General features: G+C 69.4%; 16 protein-coding genes. 8 read left to right on the forward strand and 8 right to left on the reverse strand.

What is annotated here, in order from left to right; all coding sequences use genetic code 11:
- Nucleotides 1-13: 13 nt before the first annotated feature.
- The 3 genes from DFJ67_RS14810 to DFJ67_RS14820 all read right to left on the reverse strand — a co-directional run bounded on the left by DFJ67_RS14810 (nt 14) and on the right by DFJ67_RS14820 (nt 2,664).
- On the reverse strand, nt 14-1,270 hold the full coding sequence (locus tag DFJ67_RS14810; protein WP_116068416.1) for a cytochrome ubiquinol oxidase subunit I: 1,257 nt from the start codon (nt 1,268-1,270) through the stop codon (nt 14-16).
- A gap of 131 nt (nt 1,271-1,401) precedes the next feature.
- Nucleotides 1,402-2,307, reverse strand: a complete 906-nt coding sequence (locus DFJ67_RS14815; protein WP_116068417.1) for a M56 family metallopeptidase — start codon at nt 2,305-2,307, stop codon at nt 1,402-1,404.
- 3 nt (nt 2,308-2,310) lie between these two features.
- Nucleotides 2,311-2,664: a BlaI/MecI/CopY family transcriptional regulator gene (locus DFJ67_RS14820; protein ID WP_116068418.1), complete on the reverse strand. Its 354-nt coding sequence runs from the start codon at nt 2,662-2,664 to the stop codon at nt 2,311-2,313.
- A 159-nt stretch (nt 2,665-2,823) separates the two neighbouring features.
- Here DFJ67_RS14820 and DFJ67_RS42695 point away from each other — a divergent pair, with 159 nt between their 5' ends.
- The gene (locus DFJ67_RS42695; RefSeq protein WP_170215851.1) at nt 2,824-2,997 is read left to right on the forward strand and encodes a hypothetical protein; all 174 of its coding nucleotides are present in this window, start codon (nt 2,824-2,826) and stop codon (nt 2,995-2,997) included.
- Here DFJ67_RS42695 and DFJ67_RS14825 read toward each other — a convergent pair.
- Nucleotides 2,994-3,389 (reverse strand): hypothetical protein, encoded by a 396-nt coding sequence (locus tag DFJ67_RS14825; RefSeq protein WP_116068419.1) that lies wholly within the window; start codon nt 3,387-3,389, stop codon nt 2,994-2,996. The genes DFJ67_RS42695 and DFJ67_RS14825 overlap by 4 nt on opposite strands.
- Nucleotides 3,390-3,610: 221 nt before the next feature.
- Here DFJ67_RS14825 and DFJ67_RS14830 point away from each other — a divergent pair, with 221 nt between their 5' ends.
- From DFJ67_RS14830 to DFJ67_RS14845, 4 genes are read left to right on the forward strand one after another with little or no spacing between them, the layout of a single operon-like run.
- Nucleotides 3,611-9,175, forward strand: coding sequence for a WD40 domain-containing protein (locus DFJ67_RS14830; protein WP_147315505.1), 5,565 nt, complete (start codon nt 3,611-3,613; stop codon nt 9,173-9,175).
- A gap of 58 nt (nt 9,176-9,233) precedes the next feature.
- Nucleotides 9,234-9,917 (forward strand): hypothetical protein, encoded by a 684-nt coding sequence (locus tag DFJ67_RS42290; RefSeq protein WP_147315506.1) that lies wholly within the window; start codon nt 9,234-9,236, stop codon nt 9,915-9,917.
- Nucleotides 9,914-10,732 (forward strand): class I SAM-dependent methyltransferase, encoded by an 819-nt coding sequence (locus DFJ67_RS14840; protein ID WP_116068422.1) that lies wholly within the window; start codon nt 9,914-9,916, stop codon nt 10,730-10,732. Before DFJ67_RS42290 ends, DFJ67_RS14840 begins: the two co-directional genes overlap by 4 nt.
- 44 nt (nt 10,733-10,776) lie before the next feature.
- Entirely contained in the window at nt 10,777-12,168 is a 1,392-nt protein-coding gene (locus DFJ67_RS14845; protein WP_116068423.1) for a TIR domain-containing protein, read from the forward strand.
- Between the two features lie 36 nt (nt 12,169-12,204).
- Here DFJ67_RS14845 and DFJ67_RS14850 read toward each other — a convergent pair whose 3' ends face one another.
- Genes DFJ67_RS14850 through deoC form a run of 3 tightly spaced genes read right to left on the reverse strand, consistent with a single transcriptional unit; the run spans nt 12,205 to nt 15,402 of the window.
- Nucleotides 12,205-13,026: an aldehyde dehydrogenase family protein gene (locus tag DFJ67_RS14850; protein WP_116068424.1), complete on the reverse strand. Its 822-nt coding sequence runs from the start codon at nt 13,024-13,026 to the stop codon at nt 12,205-12,207.
- Nucleotides 13,019-14,449, reverse strand: coding sequence for an aldehyde dehydrogenase family protein (locus DFJ67_RS14855; protein ID WP_116068425.1), 1,431 nt, complete (start codon nt 14,447-14,449; stop codon nt 13,019-13,021). Before DFJ67_RS14855 ends, DFJ67_RS14850 begins: the two co-directional genes overlap by 8 nt.
- Nucleotides 14,450-14,451: 2 nt before the next feature.
- A complete protein-coding gene (gene deoC, locus DFJ67_RS14860) occupies nt 14,452-15,402 on the reverse strand; it encodes a deoxyribose-phosphate aldolase (protein WP_116068426.1) in 951 nt (316 codons plus the stop codon).
- A gap of 46 nt (nt 15,403-15,448) precedes the next feature.
- Between deoC and upp the strand changes: the two genes are divergently transcribed.
- The 3 genes from upp to DFJ67_RS14875 are packed head-to-tail and all read left to right on the forward strand — an operon-like array spanning nt 15,449 to nt 18,641.
- On the forward strand, nt 15,449-16,081 hold the full coding sequence (gene upp / locus DFJ67_RS14865) for a uracil phosphoribosyltransferase (RefSeq protein ID WP_116068427.1): 633 nt from the start codon (nt 15,449-15,451) through the stop codon (nt 16,079-16,081).
- Nucleotides 16,082-16,136: 55 nt separating this feature from the next.
- The gene (locus DFJ67_RS14870) at nt 16,137-16,826 is read left to right on the forward strand and encodes a GOLPH3/VPS74 family protein (RefSeq protein ID WP_116068428.1); all 690 of its coding nucleotides are present in this window, start codon (nt 16,137-16,139) and stop codon (nt 16,824-16,826) included.
- Between the two features lie 39 nt (nt 16,827-16,865).
- Nucleotides 16,866-18,641: a YfhO family protein gene (locus tag DFJ67_RS14875; protein WP_147315507.1), complete on the forward strand. Its 1,776-nt coding sequence runs from the start codon at nt 16,866-16,868 to the stop codon at nt 18,639-18,641.
- A 5-nt stretch (nt 18,642-18,646) separates the two neighbouring features.
- Here the strand turns inward: DFJ67_RS14875 and DFJ67_RS14880 are convergent, their stop codons facing one another.
- The gene (locus DFJ67_RS14880; RefSeq protein ID WP_116068430.1) at nt 18,647-20,293 is read right to left on the reverse strand and encodes a phospho-sugar mutase; all 1,647 of its coding nucleotides are present in this window, start codon (nt 20,291-20,293) and stop codon (nt 18,647-18,649) included.
- Between the last annotated feature and the right edge of the window lie 38 nt (nt 20,294-20,331).

Here is a 20,331-nt window from a genome sequence, read left to right on the forward strand (position 1 = left end):
GCGGTCTTTGCTCCTATCGGGCCAGGACCGGTTCGGGCCGGTGCTCTTCGGGGGAGAGGTCGGACAGCGAGCGGCCGAGGGCGGGGTCGGCGGTGCCCTGGGCGGCCCGCTTGGCGATCAGCACCCAGTTGGTCACGGCGAGGGTGAGCAGCAGCGCGGTGAAACCGAGGAACGACGCCAGCAGCACGCCGCCGCTGATCGGGCTGACCGCGTCGTCGACCTTGAGCAGGCCGTAGGCGGCCCACGGTTGCCGGCCGCCCTCGCGGGTGAGCCAGCCGAGGATGGCGGCGAGGAACGGCAGCGGCAGCGCCAGCACGACGAGCACCAGCGGGAACTTGAGCCGGATGATCCAGTCGCGGTAGAAGAGCGGCAGCATCAGGACCGCCCAGGCCAGGATGAAACCGATCAAGATCATGAAACCGAGACTGACATTGGCGTACGCCGGTGGCAGGTAATCGCCCGGTCCGAACCTGGCGGTGAAGTCGGCGACCGCCTGCGCCTTGGCCGCGTCGTCGCCGAACTTCGTCGGCTGCACCGGGCCGACGGTGCCGAACTGGGCGAAGCCGAAACCCAGCAGTGGGACGCCGGCGCAGGTCACCGTCACCAGCCCGATCCACAGCGACTTGCGCAGCAACTCGTAGTCGGGGGAGCGGCGCAGCAGCAGCACGGCGCTGATGCCGGCCAGCACCATGCCGCCGGTCAGCAGCGCGGCCGACAGCACGTGCCCGATCGCCATCGTGAAGGTCGGGTTGGTCAGCAGGGCGGTGAAGTCGGTGAGGTGTGCGACGCCGTCACGGACCTCGTAGCCGACCGGGTGCTGGAGCCAGGCGTTGGCGACCATGATGAAGAACGCCGACGCGTACGCCGTGATGGCGACGCCGTAGATCAGGGCTAGGTGCACGCCGCGGCGGAGCCGGTGCCAGCCGAAGATCCACATGCCGAGCAGGGTCGACTCGAGGAAGAACGCGAGCAGGGTCTCCATGGCGATCGGCGCACCGAACACGTTGCCGATGTAGCGCGACAGGCCACTCCAGTTGAGCCCGAACTGGAACTCCATCACGATGCCGGTCGCGATGCCGACCACGTAGTTGATCAGGTAGATCGAGCCCCAGAACCGCACCATCCGTTCGTAGACCGGCTTACGGGTCACGAACGCGGCGGTTTGCAGATAGACGAGGAGCGTCACCAGGCCGAGCGTCACGAGGACGAACAGAAAGTGGATCGAGGTCGTCGTCGCGAACTGTAGGCGGGCGAGCGGCAGGGGATCCATGGCCACCCCTCCGGAGGGATAGTGTTGTTCGCTTGTTATAGCGACTCTACACGTAGCTTCCCTACCTATGTTCTCCTACGTTCTGTAGTAGTCATGTACATGACTGTACTACGAAACGTCGTAGACGTGTGTCAGGAAACGAAGAGCGCGCCGGCCCACACCGCGAGCAGCGTCGCGGCGGCCAGCGAGAGCACGGCCACAGCCGGTGTGGGGTGCAGCGGGGCGCGGAGCCGGCGGACGCGGGCGACGATGTCGTGCTCGGCGGCGCCGAGCATGCCCGCGGGCGTCGCGTGCGACGGCGCGGTCGCGAACCGGGCCAGCGCGGCCGCCAGCAACTCGTCGGTGTGCAGCCGGCGGGCATGGTCGTCGGCGCGCATCTCGACCAGCAGCGCGACGGCGGCGAAGGCGCGGCCGACCCAACTCACCCCGGGCAGCGCCCGGACGAGCGCGGTGAACGGCAGCAACACGAGGTCGTGGCGCTCCTTGGCGTGTGCCTCTTCGTGACTGAGCACGGCGGCCAACTCGTCGCGGCGCAACAGGCTGAGCGCGCCGGCACTGATCACCAACCGGGGCCGCAGCCCCGGCACGCAGTAGGCCGCCGCACTGGGGTGGTCGAGCACCAACGCACCCGGCGCGGCCGGGTCGGCCCGGGCGACCAGGGCGAGCAGGTCGCGCTGGCGTTGCCGGGCCTTGGCCGCGGCGCGCAGGCTGGCGCCGGTCGACCAGAACAGCACCACACCGACGCCGAGCCCGACGCTGATCAGCGCGAGGTGCCCGACACCCAGCTGGGCCGGCAGTCGACCGCCGGCGAGGTCGCCGGCCAGCGACCGCAGCGCGGTGCCCGGCGGCTGGTGGTAGGGCGCGAGGCCGATCGAGATCGGGATGCCGATCGCGGAGAGCCCGATGGCCAGGCCGATGCCCTGCCAGCAGAGGATCGCGATGGTCGGGCTGTTGGCCGGCCAGCGGGACCGGAACATCACCCAGGCGACCAGATAGCAGCCCAGCACCGCCGCGCCGAAGTGTGCGGTGTAGTGCATCGGTCAGCCCTGGTCTTTATCCAGCGCGGCGCGCAGCACGTCGGCCTCGTCACCGGTCACCGACCGGGCGAACCGCACCAGTGCCGCGTCGCGCTCACCGGATAGATCGAGGGCGTCGAGCATGAGCTGCGCGATGTATTCGTCGCGGCCGGCGATCGGCTGATAGCTCCAGGCCCGGCCGGTGCGCTCGCGCTCGACCATCCCCTTGCCGGCGAGCCGGTCGAGCACCGTCATCACGGTGGTGTAGGCCAGGTCACGCCCGGCCAGGCCATCGACGACTTCGCGCACCGTGGCAGGCCCAGAACGATCCCACAGGACGTCCATCACCGCCCGCTCGAGATCTCCCAACCGCGTCACACGTCGATCCTACCTTGCGTAGTAGACCGGTTGCGAGCTGGTCCGATCGGCGAGCGGAGATCCGCTGAACGGCCGAGGCGTGGAGGCATGCCGCCAGGAGACCGGAAGCGCTACAGTCGGCACGTGATTGGGCCCAGTGCCGCTCCGTCCTTTATGCGAGTGGTGCGCGTCATCTCACTGGTGGCTGCCGCCGCGTTGCTTCTCGCCGCCGGGCTCGCCAAATTCTTCGACCACGATCGCGCGGTAATGCTGACGGTGTTTTTTGGCGCCACGGTGATGCTCGCGGTGATCGGAGGCGTCTTCGTCGTGCCGAGGCACGGCCACTCGCGCTAGCGGCGCCGGCCCACCCGGCGGGCGACCGCCCCGGCGCTCGCCGCCGCGATCGCGACGCCGGCGGCGGTGATCGCCTCTTGGGCGCTGAGCCCGAGAACCTGTGAGGCGATATAGGTCGCACCCGCCACCAGGCTCGGCGTTGCCGCCTCTGCGATGGTCCGCAGCGTCTTGCTCCACTCGTTGCGCCGGTGGCGGCGGGCCGACTCCTCGCTGCGACTGGCGCGGAAGACCAGGTATTCCTGGTCGAGCTGACGGTCGGCCTTCAAGTAGATCTGGTCGAACCTCAGGTCGGCCTCGTCCTGCTCGCGCGGTGTCCGCTGCGCCGGCGCGTGGGTGTCAACCCGCTCGGGATCACCCGGCTGGTTGAGTCCGCTGTTCTCGCGCTGGCTCAATTGATCTCCCTGCGGGTGATCTTGATCGCCTGGAGCACATGACAACCCTCCTTTAGAGACTAAGGCCTAACCCTCCGTGCAGCTAGAGCTGCGTTGTTCGGCGGCGATGATCTGTTCTACTTGGCATTGTTGAGTTGTTCCCTTGTGGAACAACATGGCTTACAGTGAGAACCTGTCGACGTGGGGGTGCTGCCGTGGCTCCGCCTAACCTGACCAGAAACGTGGCCCTTTCCATTCGGCGCCGACGCGACGAGCTGGGCTGGTCAGCGCGCGAGTTGGCCGAACGCTGCGCCGCACTCGGCATGCCGTCCCTCACCCGGGTGACGATCGCGAAGATCGAAAATCACAGCCGCGGAATCGGCATGGAAGAGCTGGCGGTCCTGGCAGCCGCGCTCGGCGTCCGCTTCGACGAGCTCACCAGCGAGCAGGTCTCGGGCGAGCGGGCGATCACGATCCTTCATCTCGCCGGCCTGGGGCTCGCCGCGGGTCACCTGTTCGGGGCACCCGTCGTCGGCCAGGACAACCCACATCTAGAGCTCTGCAACGAGCTTGCCGCCGAACTCAAGTCGTTGGACAACACCATCGACGGTGCGCGACCCGACCTGGTGGTTGTCACCGGCGATCTCGCGCGCACCGGGCGGCCGCGCGAATACGACCTGGTCAAGGCGTTCCTTGAGACGCTGGCGGAGCGGCTCGGCCTGGGCTTCGAACGGATCGCGATCGTCCCGGGCAGCCGAGACGTCAACCTCCAGGCCACGAAGGCCTACTTCGCCGAGTGCGACGCCGACGAGGTCGAGCCCCGTCGGCCCTACTGGAGCAACTGGAGCCGGTTCGCCGCGCTCTTCGGCGCTTGGCCGGACGCCGGCCGGGTGGTGCGCATGCAGGCCGAGCAGCCATGGAGCCTCTACGAGATCAAGGATCTCAAGGTGGTGCTGGCCGGTCTCAACTCGACAGTTGAAGACGGTCCAGATCGCACTGGGCACGGCGGAGAGATCGGCATCGAGCAGGCGCAGTGGTTCGCGGAGGCGCTCCGCGACTACGAGCGGCAGGGTTGGCTGCGGATCGGCCTCGTCCACCACGATCCTCTCGGTGGGCGTGCGGCCGGCGACGGCGATCTCGGTGACACGGCTACGTTCGATGGGCTTCTCGGTCCGCGGCTCAACCTGCTCCTGCACGGCAACGACGCCGGCGCCGGGGTCGCACACCTGCCATCTGGGCTGCTGACGCTCGGCGCTGGCCGCGCACCCGGCGCGGAGCCCGACCGCGGCGCGGCCAACCGATGCCAACTCCTGCGGATCTCGGCTGACGGGGTGGTCAGGGTGGTCCGCCGTTACGACCTCGACCGGCGGCGCTGGCAGCCCGACGGCAGCGCCCGGCGTAAGCCGTCCTGGTCGGCGCCGATACAGGAGCCGTTCCGCGCCGTGCACGGCACGTTCCCGGCGGGGTCGGCCGGTGCCGCCGATGCGCCCGCGATCACGATGTGGCACAACCCGGGCGCGGAGTGGGTCGCCGGCGAGCCGATCGACGAGTCGCCACCGGCGCTCGACGCTCGGCGGCTGCTGCTCGACCGGGTGGCCGACGTGTGCGTGGCCCGCCAATCCAACGCGGTCGTCCACCGGATCAAGGGCGATCCGCCCTACCTGCGGGTGACTTATGTCGAGCAGGGGCACGCTCGCCAACTCCGGATCGGCGCCTGCGTCGGTCCGTTCGGCGAGACCGAAGTCGACCAGTTCCACGCCCGGGTCCACGCCATCGACGACGCCCTCGAGTCGACCCTGGTGTTCAACGGTGCCGAGCCGGCCGACGCCCTCCGGCACTACGCCGCCCGGCGCGATGTCCGGCTGACGAGCTTTCTGCAGTTCCAGGGTCTTGTCGACCTCAGCGGATACGTGCAGTCACAGGCCCGAGCGCTGGCCTCTGACCAGCGCTACCCGGAGAGCGGCTACGTCCCGCACCGCTTCACCGACGCGCTCAACCCGCATGGGCCCGTCCACACCGATGTCATAGCCGCGTTGATCGACCAGGTGAGCGCCGACGACGGTCGCTTCGTGCTGCTGCTGGGCGATTTCGGTCGGGGCAAGACCTATGCGATGCGCCAGCTAGCCCGCCGCATCCTCGACGAGCGGCCGCATCTGACGCCGATCCTGATCGACCTGCGGGCGCTCGACAAGACGCACACCCTGGAGGCCCACGTCGCGGCCCACCTGGCCGCGCACCGGCACGACGACATCGACATGCGGGCTTTGCGCTACATGCTCGAGCAGGGCCGCATCGTGCTGATCTTCGACGGTTTCGACGAGCTGGTCGCGCGCGCCACCTACGAACGCGCCGCCGATCACCTGGCGACCCTGATCAGCGGAGCGACGGAACGGGCCAAGATTGTGGTGGCCAGCCGGACCCAGCATTTTCAGACCCACGGCCAGGTGCTCACCGCGATGGGCGCACAGGTCGGCGCGCTAGCTCAGCGCCGCATCCTCACGCTCTCCGACCTGTCGCAGGAGCAGATCAGGACCATGCTGCTTCGCCGTTACGGCAACGACGAAGTGGCGGTCGACGAGCGCATCGAACTGCTCTCCAAGGTGCCAGGCCTGATGGCGCTCGCGCAGAACCCGCGGATGCTGGGTTTCATCGCCGACCTCGACGAAGAACGACTCCGTGCGGTCGCGATCAGTGGCGGTGTCATCAGTCCGGCAAGTCTTTACGAGCAGATTCTGCACAACTGGCTCAGCCTCGAGGAAGCCCGCACCCAGAGCATCCCCGGTGCGCCGCTCGGCCTGCGGCTGGCCGAACTCTGGACGGCGGTCACCACCCTCGCGCTTCGCATGTGGGAGACCGGCGACGCTTTGGTCGGTGTCGACGAACTCGGCATCGTGGCGCGGGACCTCACCGAGCTGGCCGGCGGCCACCTCTCCGAGGAGCAGATCGCCTACGCGGTCGGGGCGGGCAGCCTGCTGGTGCGCACCGACGAGGGTCTCTTCGGCTTCATCCACGAGTCGGTCGCCGAGTGGCTGGTGGCCCGCCATCTAGCCAGTGTGGTCGACGCCCGGCCGGTCGGCCCGGCGCCACTGCTCGAGCGCAAAACCCTGACGTCGCTGACGGTCGACTTCCTGTGCGGCCTGGCCGATCCGACGAAGCTCCGCGGTTGGGCCGATGCCGAGCTGTCCCGCGGCAGCCGGATCGGCCGCGACAACGCCACGAAGGTGCTGGCCAGGCTGAGCTCGTCGGAAGGCCTCGACCTGCGCGGTGCCGACCTCAACGGCGAAAACCTTTCCGACCGCGCCTGGCCCGACGCCGACCTGAGCGGGGCCAACTTCACCGGAGCGCGGATGGCCAACATGAACCTCCGCGGGGCGATCCTGCGCGACGCCCGGCTCGTCGACGTGTCGCTCGACTCCACCGACCTCACGGATGCGGACCTCTCGGGTGCCGACCTGCGGGGTGCCCGGGTCATCACATCGCGGTTGATCGGCGCCCGGCTCGACGGCGCCTTGCTCAACGACGCCCGGCTGCTCGATTCCGACCTGACCGGGGTCTCGGCCCACGATGCTGTGTGGCGCCGCGCGGCGTTGATCAAGACGACTGCCGACCCAGGGCTTGTCCGCCAAGCGCTGGCCGGTGGTGCGGCGGTGCTGACCGGAGGCCCAGCGGCGGGCGCGGCGGTGCGCCTGCAGTCGGCAACCATGCCTCCCGAGGTCGGCGTGCGGTTCGGTTTCGAAGAAGGTCGCTTCCCCCGGCCGGTCGCCTACGACGCCGACGGCGTGCTGCTCGCGATCGGCAATGAGGATGGTTCGGTGCTGATCTGTGACGCCGCCTCCGGCGCTCCGATCCGCACTCTGGTCGGTCACGAGTGGCGGTCCTACGCCGTCACGTTCAGCCCCACCGAACCTTTGCTGGCCACCGGCTCCGTCGACGAGACCGTCCGCCTCTGGGACGCCAACACCGGCGAGTGCCTGCATATCTTGGAGGGTCACCAGGACTGGGTCTGGCCGATGCTCTTCAACAAAGACGGCACGCTGCTGGCCGCCGGCGCGTCCGACGGTGTCGTCCGGGTCTGGGACATCCGTACCGGCCAGTTGCGCTGGCGACTGCCTGGCCACGACACCCGGGTCTTCACGGCGACCTTCGACGACGGAGGTCGCTTCCTGGCGACCGGCGACGACGTGCGGGTGCAGCTCTGGGACATCAACACTGGAGAGCTCCATCGTTCGCTGGAGACCGACGGAGCAAGCACCTACTGGCTGAGGTTCAACCCGGCCGGCACCTGGCTGGCAGCCGGCGGCTCTGACGGTGCGGTTCGGCTCTGGTCGCCCGGCACGGGTGAACTCGTCCATCGGCTGGCCGGGCACCGGGCATCCATCTACTCGCTCGACTTCCACCCGACCGCCGGCTACCTCGTCAGTGCTGACACGCAGGGGTCCCTGCGCCGCTGGGACCGCTCGGCCGCCACCGGCGAAGTCTCCGGTCGGGAGATCGGCAAGCACACCGGTGCGGTTTACCGGATCACGTTCAGCCCCGACGGTCGACGGTTCGCCACCGGCGACAGTGACGGTGACGTGTGGTTGTGGGACGCGGAATCCTGCTCGATCGTGCACGAGCTTGGGCGGCACCACGCTTCCGTTTGGCCGATGATGTTCCGGCCCGACGGCGCCCAACTCGCCACCAGCAGCAATGACTTCACCACAAAGCTCTGGGACACCGAGAGCGGCGAAAACCTGCACACGCTGCGGGGCCATGGCCGGCAGATGCGGGCGGTGGCCTTCAATAGCGACAGCTCGTTGCTGGCGACCAGCGGTAACGACGGCGTGGTGCGGTTGTGGTCGCCGCACACGGGTCAGTGCGTTCGGGTGCTCAAACACCAGGCGGACCAGTTGATCTCGGTGGTCTTCAGCCCGAGCGCGCCAGAGCTAGCCACCGCCAGCAATGACGGGCGGGTCTATCTCTGGGACGCCCAATCCGGCAAGGAGGGCCGGGTGCTCCTGCCCGCCACCGACTACGTGTGGGCGACCGCCTTCCATCGCGACGGCGAGCAGGTCGCGATCGCGACTGACGACGAAAACGTGAAGATCATGCTCCGGTCGACCGGCCGCCTGCGCAACACGCTGGTCGGCGAAGGCGGCCGGGTGCGCGCGCTCGCGTTTAACCCCGACGGCGATCGCCTCGCGACCGGCGGTGACGACACCCAGGTCCGGATCTGGGATTGGGAGGCAGAGCGGGCCGACGTGCTGCCGCAGGAGCACAGCGGCCGGATCTTCTCGCTCGCCTACAACCACGACGGCAACATGCTGGCCACTGCGAGCCACGACGAGACCGTCGTGATCTGGAACGTCGCGGACCGCTCGGTGCTACACCGGCTCCGGCCCGGTCGCGGCAAGCTCTGGTCGGTGGCCTTCCATCCAGACGGAGAGTTGCTCGCGACGGCCGGTGACAAAGAAGTGATCGACATCTGGTCGGTGCGTACCGGTCGCCGGGTCTTCGAACTTTCCGGACACAACCGTCGGGTGTGGTCGGTCGTGTTCAGCCCTAATGGTGAGTTTCTCGCCAGCAGCAGCACCGATGGCACCGTTCGGCTTTGGCGCACAGCCTCGGCCGAACCCGCGCACGCGGCCACTCTTCTCGGACTCCCTAATGGATGGGTAGCGTTCGGAGCGGATGGACGGCATAAGGCGGATGGCGCGGTTTCAGGTGAGTTCTGGCATATAGTTGGTATGTGCCGATTTGAGCCCGGCGAACTCGATCAGTATCTGCCTGAGACACACGAGCTCAGTGCCGATGCTCCCTTGTTGTGACCCACCCGTAATGGCGGGGTCCACTCTCATCACATTCTGCTCAAGGAGTTGCGTTGCCGTGAATTTCGCCGGTCTGCGAACCGCCGTTCTCCGCGGGGCTGTGCCTGAGGTGCACGGCATTGTCGCCAATGTGCTCACGCGCATTGTCAGCTGCGAGTTAGACGTTCGGGCGGTGCGACACCCGCTGGGTTTCGCCTGCCTGCCGATTCATCGGTTGGGGGCCGAAGGCATCTGTGTGCACGTCTGGCCGCCCGATCGCGCGCCGGCGCGACTGACCACATCACCATTCCATTGCCACAGCTGGCAATTGCTCAGCCAGGTGCTTTACGGAACGGTCGGAAACCAGCGTGTCCACGTCTTCGAGGGTGGCTCGACCTATCGCATGTTCACCGTCCACTCGAAGGGTGAGGTCGACGAACTCATCGCGACCGATCGCTTCGTCGATGCGCGCGCCGTCCCGGCTGAATATTGGGAGGCCGGCCAACACTACGACCTGCCGGCGGGAGAGTTCCATGCGTCGGCGCTTCTCCCGGGAGTTGCCGCGGCGACGGTCGTGCTCGGGCTGCACGATGTCGATCGGCCAGACCTGACGCTCGGTGGCATCGATACACCCAGCCACCGGGTCGAACGCGAGTTCTACTCCGACAGCGACTGCTGGGCCATCGCCGCCGACGTGTTGCGGGGGATGTCGGGCGCCGTCACGGACCGGTCCGGAGAACTCGTCTCGGCCGACGCGGAGTGAGCGGCCAGACGGTTGGCACGCTCGCGGTCGCCGACGAAGGCCTCGACATTCTCGACGCCCACGAGGTCGAGTTCCAGGCCGCCGGTTACCCCCAAGCGGAGGAGGCGCGGCTGGCCAACATCGCGTGTTATGAAAGCCCCGCGACGACGGTTCGCTACGTCGCCGACCGTTACCACATGATCCGTCGTGACTTGGCGACCCAGGCGCTCAGCGCCGCGCTGAGTGCCGGACCGCGGGTCGACGGTGCGGTGCTCGAGGTCGGTGTCGGCTCCGCACCGATGCTCGATCAACTCGACGACGATCGCATCACGCTGGCAGCCGACCTCGTCGAGCCCGCGCTGCGCGCTGGCGGTGCCCGGCATCGGCCCATGATCTTCGACGCCACGAGACCGTTCCCGATCAGCGATCGGTCGGTGGCGGCGGCCCTCATGGGTGAGTTGATCGAGCATGTCTACTATCCCGACGCGCTGTTACGCGAAATACGCCGGGTGCTCAAACCCGGCGGCGTGTTGGTATTGACCACACCGAATCTGGCGACGTTGCAGGATCGCATCCGGTTCCTTTTCGGGCGCGCGCCGCGCCAGATAGATCCACTCCACGCCTACCTTCATCTGCACATCCGCCCATTCACGGTCGATCTGCTTCGGCAGCTTCTCGACGCGACGGGATTCGACCTCATCACCGTTCAGTCCAACCTGGTTGGCGTGCGGTTACGCTCCGGTCGATGGATCCAGTCGAGGTTGCTGGCCCGGCTCTTCCCAGGACTCGGTGGATCGCTGGTGGTGTCGGCCCGGCGTCGAGAGGAAGCAACCTGATCTGATCCATTCATGAGCGCCGAAGCGTCCCGCACACTGGCAGGATGCGGCGACTCGATGACCCGGATCGATCGGCGGATGGCCTCGACTTCTTCATCAGTTATGCACCGATCGACGAGCCATGGGCGACGTGGATCGCCTGGGAACTAGAGGTCGCCGGGTATCGCACCATGTTGCAGGCGTGGGACTTCGTTCCCGGGAGCAACTTTATCGACTTCATGGACCGCGGGGTCAGCCAGTCCGTCGCGGTCATCGCCGTGCTCACGACGACCTATGTGCGGTCGCGTTACGGGCGGATGGAGTGGCAGGCCGCACTGCGCCGGGCGCCGGATCATCCGGAGAGCAAGCTCATCACCGTACGGGTGGAGGATTTCCCGCTCGAAGGGCTGCTCGCCACGATCACCTTTGTTGACCTGGTCGGGGTGGACGATCCGCTGGAGGCGCGCGACCGAATGCTGCGGCGGATCGCCGAGGCGATGAACGGGAGGGCGAAGCCGCCGGGCCAGCCGGCCTACCCGCCGGCTGGCCGGCGCAGGACGCCGTCGACCGATCTGCCGCCCTCTGTGGCCCTGCACCATCCACGACTGCGCGCCCACGCTGCCACTGCCTATCCGCCGGCCCGACCCGAGCTCTACGAGCATCTCGACGAGGTGACCTTCCTGAACCTCCAGGGTCTGCGCTTCGGGCCCGACGGCTATGCCCTGGACGGGCGTTATCACCGCCGCGACCTCATGCGTGCGATGGAGATGGCGGTGCGGCAGCAGTTGGGTGCTGACACCGTGCACGGCGTGCTCGTGGGCGGGGACCTGACCGAAGCCGGCGGGATCCGCGAGTTCGACGAGGCGCTGAGTTTTATCGTCGGGCTGCGACAACTACTCCGGGTCGCGCCACACCGGGTGGCGGTCGTGCCGGGCAGCCACGACGTCACCCGAGCCGCGTGCCGCGCGTATTTCGCGAACTGCGAGGCCGACGAGATCGCGCCGGAGCCGCCGTACTGGCCGAAGTGGCGCCACTTCCGGCGCTTCTTCGCCGACCTCTACGACGGCGTAGAGGGGCTGACGTTCAACGAGACCCACCCTTGGACCCTCTACGAGATGCCTGATCTTCGAGTGGCGGTGGCCGGCCTGAACTCCACGATCGCCCACAGCCATCGGGAGGCCGACCAGTTCGGCTGGATCGGGCGTACCCAGGCCGCCTGGTTCGGGCACCGCCTCGAAGAACTCGACGACGGCTGGCTTCGCTTCGGCCTGATCGGCCACCCGGTCACCGACCACGGCACCGGGTCACTGCGCGACGGCGATTCCTTCGAGTCGTTTGTGGCGCCCTGGCTAGACGTGCCGCCCATCCACCCGGCGGGCGTGGCAGCTTGCTTGCTCACGGTCGCCGCCATGAACAAGCCCGGCGAGCCCCGCTTCCGCCAACGCGACCTGCTTTAGGCCGGGGCCTGCCGACCATCGCCGCCTGCGACGGGGCTAGATGCCCTTGGGGTGCCAGACGGTCTTGGTCTCCAGGAACGCCGTCATGCGGGTCAGGCCTGGGTCGTCGGACCAGTTGGCCGCCTTCGCCGGCGGGCGGATGACGCGCTTGAGGTTGCCGGCCGCCGCCTCTTCGAGGGAGGTGGCCAGCGCCGGGTCGGTGACGCCGGCCAGGTCGATGGCGTTGACGTCCATGTGTGCGGCCAGCCAGGGTGCCGTCTCGGCCGGGTCGCCGGTCAGGATGTTGACCACGCCGCCGGGCAGGTCAGACGTCGCCAGCACCTCGGCCAGGGTGACCGCCGCCAGTGGGGCGTCGCGGGCGGTCAGCACGACCGCCGTGTTGCCGGTGACGATGACCGGGGCGAGCACGCTGACCAGGCCCAGGAACGACGGCGGGGTGATGACCCCGACCACGCCGGTCGGCTCCGGCGACGACAGGTTGAAGTAGGGGCCGGCCACCGGGTTGGCGCCGCCGTAGACCTGGGTGATCTTGTCGGACCAGCCGGCGTACCAGACCCAGCGGTCGATCGCGTCGTCGACCTCGGCCGCGGGCAGGCCCAGGCCGGTGAACTGGTCGCGGCGGCCTTCGAGCATCTCGGCGACCCGGTAGAGGATCTGGCCGCGGTTGTAGGCGGTCGCGCCGGACCAGCCCTTCACGGCCGCGCGGGCCGCGACCACCGCGTCGCGGACGTCTTTGCGGGAGGCCAGGGCCACGTTGGCATCCTGTGCGAGGTAGGAGCGGCCCGACTCGCTGCGCGGGAACTTGCCGCCGATGAACAGTTTGTAGGTCTTGCGGACCGACACGCGTGCGTCAGACATCGAGGTATGCCTCCAGCCCGTGCCGGCCGCCCTCGCGGCCGTAGCCGGACTCCTTGTAGCCGCCGAACGGCGAGGTCGGGTCGAACTTGTTGAACGTGTTGGCCCACACCACCCCGGCGCGCAGCCGGTCGGCCATCCACAGGATCCGCGAGCCCTTGTCGGTCCACACACCGGCCGACAGACCGTAGGGCGTGTTGTTGGCCTTCTCGACGGCCTCGGCCGGCGTGCGGAAGGTCAGCACCGACAGCACCGGGCCGAAGATCTCCTCGCGGGCGATGCGGTGGGCCTGTGTCACGCCGGTGAAGATGGTCGGCGCGAACCAGAAGCCGTGGTCGGGCAGGTCGCACGGCGGCGACCAGCGCTCGGCGCCCTCTTCGCCGCCGATGTCGGACAGCGTGCGGATGCGGTCGAGCTGTGCCGCCGAGTTGATCGCGCCGATGTCGGTGTTCTTGTCGAGCGGGTCGCCGACCCGCAGCCGCGCCATCCGCCGCTTGAGCGAGGCCAGCACGGGCTCGTAGACCGACTCCTGGACCAGCAGCCGCGAGCCGGCGCAGCAGACGTGACCCTGGTTGAAGAAGATGCCGTTGACGATGCCCTCGACCGCCTGGTCGATCGGCGCGTCTTCGAAGACCACGTTGGCGGCCTTGCCGCCGAGCTCGAGCGTCACCTTCTTGCGCGAGCCGGCGACCGAGCGGGCGATCGCCTTGCCGACCTCGGTCGAGCCGGTGAACGCGATCTTGTCGACGCCGGCGTGCTCGACCAGCGACCGGCCGGTCTCGCCGGCGCCGGTCACGATGTTGACCACGCCGGGCGGGAGGTCGGCCTGCTGGCAGATCTCGGCGAACAGCAGCGCGGTCAGCGGGGTGGTCTCGGCCGGCTTGAGCACCACCGTGTTGCCCGCCGCGAGCGCCGGCGCGATCTTCCACGACAGCATCAGCAGCGGGAAGTTCCACGGGATGACCTGGGCGGCGACGCCGAGGGCGCGCGGCGAGGGGCCGAAGCCGGCGTGGTCGAGCTTGTCGGCCCAGCCCGCGTAGTAGAAGAAGTGCGCGGCGACCAGCGGGATGTCGACGTCGCGGGACTCGCGGATCGGCTTGCCGTTGTCGAGCGACTCCAGCACCGCGATCTCCCGGCCGCGCTCCTGGATGATCCGCGCGATCCGGTAGAGGTATTTGGCCCGGTCGCGACCGGGCATCTTCGACCAGACCTTGTCGTAGGCCTTGCGGGCCGCGGCGACCGCTCGGTCGACGTCGGCCTGGCCGGCCTCGGAGATCTCGGCGAGCACCTCTTCGGAGGCTGGGTTGATCGTCTTGAACGACGTGCCGTCGGCGGGGTCGACGAACTTTCCGTCGATGAACAGCCCGTAGGAGGGCTTGATGTCGACGACCGCGCGGGACTCGGGGGCGGGTGCGTATTCGAACATCGTCAGTCCAGCGTGAAGTAGTCGGGACCGGCGTATACGCCGGTCGTGAGCTTGGTGCGCTGCATGAGCAGGTCGTTGAGCAGAGTCGAGGCGCCGAACCGGAACCAGTCGGGGTCGAGCCAGGCGTCGCCGGCCGTCTCGTTGACCAGCACCAGGTATTTGATCGCGTCTTTGGTGGTGCGGATGCCGCCGGCCGGCTTGACGCCGACCTGGCGCCCGGTCAGGTCGCGGAAGTCGCGCACCGCCTCGAGCATCACCAGCGTCACCGGCAGGGTCGCCGCGACCGGCACCTTGCCGGTGGAGGTCTTGATGAAGTCGCCGCCCGCGAGCATGCCGATCCAGGAGGCGCGGCGGACGTTGTCGTAGGTCGACAGCTCGCCGGTCTCCAGGATGACCTTGAGGTGGGCGGTGCCGCAGGCCTGCTTGACCGCGGCGATCTCCTCGTAGACCTCGAGGTAGCGGCCGGAGAGGAAGGCGCCCCGGTTGATCACCATGTCGATCTCGTCGGCGCCGGCCGCGACGGCGGCCCGGGTGTCGGCGAGCTTGACCTCGAGCGGCGCCTGCCCGGAGGGGAACGCGGTGGCGACGCTCGCCGTGTGGATGCCGGAGCCGGCCAGCGCCTCGACGGCGGTCGGGACCATCGCCGGATAGACGCAGATCGCGGCCACCGGCGGGCAGGTCGGGTCGGCCGGGTCGGGCCGCCGGGCCTTCGCACAGAGCGCGCGGACCTTGCCGGGGGTGTCGGCGCCTTCCAGCGTGGTCAGGTCGACCATCCGGATCGCCAGGTCGATCGCCCAGGCCTTGGCCGTTGTTTTGATCGACCGGGTGCCGAGCATCGCGGCGCGCTGTTCGGCGCCAACCTGGTCGACCCCGGGCAGACCATGCAGAAATACCCGAAGGGCCGCGTCGGAGCTTGTGACTGAAGACAGGTCCAACGCCGTCGTCGCTGTCATGCGGACGAGTGTACGGGTGTCGCAACTACCGGTACCTTGACCAACCGTGGACGTAGAAGTGGTCAACCACCCGCTTGCCCAGTCGCGCCTGACCGCGATGCGGGAAGCGGGCACCGAGCCCGGGAGCTTCCGGGCAGCACTGCACGAACTCACCACCATGCTGGTGTACGAGGCCGCGCGCGCATTCCCGATCGAGCGTTATCCGATCGAGACCCCGGTGGCTCCGACGGAGGGCACCCGGCTGGCCAACCCGCCGCTGCTCGTGCCGGTCCTGCGGGCCGGGCTGGGCATGGCCGACGCCACCCTGGCCCTGCTGCCCGAGTCGTCGATGGGCTTCGTCGGCCTGGCCCGCGACGAGGAGACCTTCGAGCCCCGGGCCTACCTCGAGTCGCTGCCCGCCGACCTGGCCGGCATCCCGGTGCTGGTGCTCGACCCGATGCTGGCCACCGGCGGGTCGCTGGAGCACTGCTGCCGGCTGCTCGCCGACCGTGGCTGCACCGACATCACGGTGATCTGTGTGCTGGCCGCACCCGAGGGCATCGCCCGGCTGGAGCGCTCCGGGCTGCCGCTGCGGCTGGTGACCGCGTCGATCGACCAGGAGCTCAACGAGAAGATGTATATCGTTCCCGGCCTCGGCGACGCCGGCGACCGCCAGTTCGGCGGAATGCCCCGTTTTTGACGCATGGGCGACCGGTGAGTGCGACGCGGGCGCGAAGCGGCTACCGTTCCGCGACATGACCAGTGTTCCGATCGCCGAGGAGCTCCTGCTGCTCGTCTACGACAACGAGTCCGGGAAAGCGACCGGTTCGCGCATCGGGCTCGACCTTGGCATGGCCGCCGCAGTGCTGGTCGAGCTGGCGCTCGCCGGGCGGATCGCCTATGCCGACGGCAACATCGTCGTAGCCGACGCGACACCCACCGGCGTCCCGGTGGCCGACGAGGTGCTCGCCAAGATCGAGGCAAACGTGCCGCACACCCCGGCCGCCTGGGTCCAGCGCCTGCGCCACCGGCTCCGCGAACGCGTCCTGTCCGACCTGATCAGCCGGGGCGTGATCCGCGACGTCGACGACGTCGAGCAGGAGTTCATCCACGTGCACCGCTACCCGTCGGTCGACGCCTCGGTGGAAAACGAGACCCGGGCCCGGCTGGCCGCCGCCCTGGCCGGCGAGGGCGCGCCCGACGAGCGCACCGCCGCCCTCGCCACCCTGATCGTCGCCGCCCGGATGGAGGCCGCTCTCGGCCTGTCCGGCGAAGACGCGGCCACCGCGCACCAGAAGCTGGAGCGCATCGCCAGCGGCGCCGGCTTCTCCGGCGGTGTCGACCTGGAGCAGTCGACGGTCCGTCCGTCGGTGGCGCTGGTCGTCATCGCGCTGGGCAAGGCGATCCAGACCGCCCTCGGCACGCCCCGCCCGGTCACCCACTAACCAGCGCAGACCGCGACCACGCGATTACGCTGTGGAATCGTGGCCTCCGCCGTTGGTGATCCGCTGTCGCCGCGGCCGCCCGGCGGGGTGGCGCCGGCGGTCACGGTCGCCATCGCGGTGCTCTACCTGGGCGCCGCCTTCGCGGTGACCGGGCCGCTCTGGGTGCACCTCGGCACGGCCACGCCGGCGGTCAACCCACAGGACCACGTGTTCTTCCAGTGGGTGCTGGCCAACGGCGCGCAGGTGGCCGAGCACGGGATCTACCCCTTCACCACCCGTGCGCTCAACGCGCCCGACGGCGTCAACCTGATGGCCAACACGTCGATCCTCGGGCTGGCCATCCCAGCCTCCTGGATCACGCTGCTCTGGGGTCCCCAGACCGCGTTCGCGGTGTGGCTGGTCATCGGCCTGGCCGGCACCGCCTTCGGCTGGTTCTGGGTGTTCTCCCGGCACCTGGTCGACAACGGCCTGGTCGCGTTCGCCGCGGGCGCCCTCTGCGGCTTCGCGCCGGGTCTGGTCAGCCACGCACAGGGCCACGTCAACTGGACAGCCCAGTTCGTCGTGCCGTGGATCGTCGTCGCGATCATCCGGCTCAGTTGGCCCGGCCACGCCATCCGCCGGGGCATCTGGCTCGGCCTACTGGTCACCTACCAGGCCTTCGTCAACGAAGAGGTGCTGCTCTACACCGCGCTGGGCCTCTTCGTGTTCGTCGTCTGCTACACGCTGATCCGCCCCCGCGCGGTCAAGGACCGGATCCCGCGCTTCCTCGGCGGCCTGGCCGTCGCGGTCGCGGTCGTCGTCGCCCTGCTCAGCTATCCGCTCTGGGTGCAGTTCTACGGGCCGCAGAGCTATCACGGTGTGCCCACCGCCGTGAAGGACGTCAGCACCGACCTGGCCGCCTATCCGGCGTTCCCGCGACTGTCGATCGCCGGCAGCACCGCCACCGCCGAGCGCCTCGCGCAGGGCCCGGTCGAAGAGAACGCCTTCTTCGGCTGGCCGTTGCTGATCGTCTGCCTGATCGCGGTCGTCCTCACCTGGCGCCGCAAGGTCACCTGGGCACTGCTGATCACCGGGTTCGTCTTCGTGGCCCTGTCGCTCGGCCCGCACATCATGATCAACCAAGACGACACGGGCGTCGACGGCCCGTGGCGCTGGCTCGAGTCGGTGCCGATCTTCAACTCGGTCGTGCCGACCCGACTCTCGCTGATCGTCGTGCCGATCGCGGCCGCGCTGCTCGCCCTCGGGGCCGATCGCGCCATCCAGCTAGCCCGCGGCCGCCGTTTTCCGGTCGCGGTCGCCATCCGCGTGCTGACCGCCGCCGCGGTGCTGGGCGCGCTGGTCCCGCTGGTGCCCCGACAGCTACCGACAGCCCAGGTGCCGGCGCCGCCGCCGTTCGTCACCGCCGGCATCTGGCGCGACTACGCGCGGCCCGGCCAGTCGCTGGTCTTCGTGCCGGTCACCGACAACATCCACCTCGCCGGGATGCGCTGGGGCGCGCGGGCCCAGATCGGCTTCGCGATCGCCGGCGGCTACTTCCTCGGCCCCGACGGCGACGAGGACAACCGCGCCATCTTCAACGCGCCGGTCAGGTTCACCACCGCCCTGTTCGACGAGACCAGCCGCACCGGCGACCTGCCGCCGGTGAACGACGAGACCCGCGCCAAGTTCGAGGCCGACCTGAGTTTCTGGCGTGCCTCGGCGCTGGTGCTGCCGCAGACCGAGGTCAACGCCGGCCAGCTCCGACTGTTGGTGGTCGAGCTGACCGGCGACCTACCCGACGACATCGGCGGCGCCTGGGTTTGGCGGGTGTCCTGACCGACTCACCAGATGCCGAGCGACGCGGCCGTCTCGGTGCGTAGGGCCCGGACCGACGCCGCCGCTCGTTCGCGGGCTGCCGGCACGTCGCCGTCGACGACCGGCTCGATGACCTCGAGGTAGGCCTTGAGCTTCGGTTCCGTGCCGGACGGGCGGACCACCGCGCGGGCCGACTCGGTGCGCAGGATCAGCACGTCGGCGTCGGGCTGGAGGTCTTCGACCGAGATCACCGGCTCGTCGAGCAGCGAGCCCGGCGTCTTGGTGCGGATGTAGGTCATCGCCTTGTCGATGTCGGAGAGGTCGTCGACGCGGACCGAGAGCTGGTCGGTCGCGTACACGCCGAACTCGGCCGCGATCTCGTCGAGCCGGTCGCCGATCGTGCTCAGCGACGCCTTCAGCCCGGCCGCCAGCTCGGCCACCAGCAGCGCCGCGGTGATGCCGTCCTTGTCGCGAACCTGGTCGGGCGCGACGCAGTAGCCCAGCGCCTCTTCGTAGCCGAAGGCCAGGTCGGTGCCGGCCCGCACGATCCACTTGAACCCGGTCAGCGTCGCGCCGTAGGGCAGGCCGCGGCGCGCGCAGAGCTGCGAGAGCAGTGACGACGACACGATCGTGGTCGCATAGCGGCCGGTGACGCCGCGCCGTTGCAGGTGGTCGGCGAGCAGCACGCCCACCTCGTCGCCGCTTAGCATCCGCCAGCCGAGCGGGCCGGGGATCGCCACCGCGCACCGGTCGGCGTCGGGGTCGTTGGCGATCGCGATGTCGGCACCGGTGACCTTCGCCAGCTCGATCACCCGGTCCATCGCGCCGGGTTCCTCCGGGTTGGGAAACGCCACGGTCGGAAACAGCGGATCCGGCTCGGCCTGCTCGGCGACCTCGTGCGGCCGCGCGAAACCGGCCCGCGCGAACGCCGCCGCGAGCACCTTGGCGCCGACGCCGTGCAGCGGGGTGTAGGCCACGGCCAGGTCGCGCGGCCCGTCCGGGTCGAGCACCCGGGTCGCGCTATCCACATAGGACTCGACCAGGTCGTCGTCGAGAACCACACCGAGACCACCAAGGGGTACGTCGGTCAGCGCGCCGACGGAAGCGATGGCGGCCGAGATCTCCACGTCGGCCGGCGGCACGATCTGCGCGCCGGCACCGAGGTCGCCGCCCAGCCCGGCACCGAGGTAGACCTTGTAGCCGTTGTCCTGCGGCGGGTTGTGGCTCGCCGTCACCATCACACCGGCGGCGGCGGAGAGCTTGCGGACGGCGTAGGCCAGCACCGGCGTCGGCAGCGGGCCCGGCAGCAGCAACGCCTCGCGGCCGGCACCGGTCGCCACCCGCGCGGTGCGCTCGGCGAACGCGCGCGAACCGTGCCGGGCGTCGTACCCGATGACCAGCGGACCGGTCGCACCGCGGGCGGCGAGCCAACCGACCAACCCGGCGGCCGCCTGGGTGACCACCGCGAGGTTCATCCCGTTGGGCCCGGCGCGCAGCGGCCCGCGCAGCCCGGCGGTGCCGAAGGTCAGCGGCCCGGCGAACCGGTCGGCCAGGTCTGCGGCGGTGCCGGGCAGCCCGTCGAGCACCTGGGCCAGCTCGGCCCGGCTCGTCTCGTCGGGGTCGTCGGCGAGCCAAGCCCGCGCGCGTGCCACCAGGTCGTCCAGCTCAGTCATCCCGTTTTGATAGCACGTGCACCCACACCCGCCACCGA

This window comes from Asanoa ferruginea (assembly GCF_003387075.1).
GTDB lineage: Bacteria > Actinomycetota > Actinomycetes > Mycobacteriales > Micromonosporaceae > Asanoa > Asanoa ferruginea.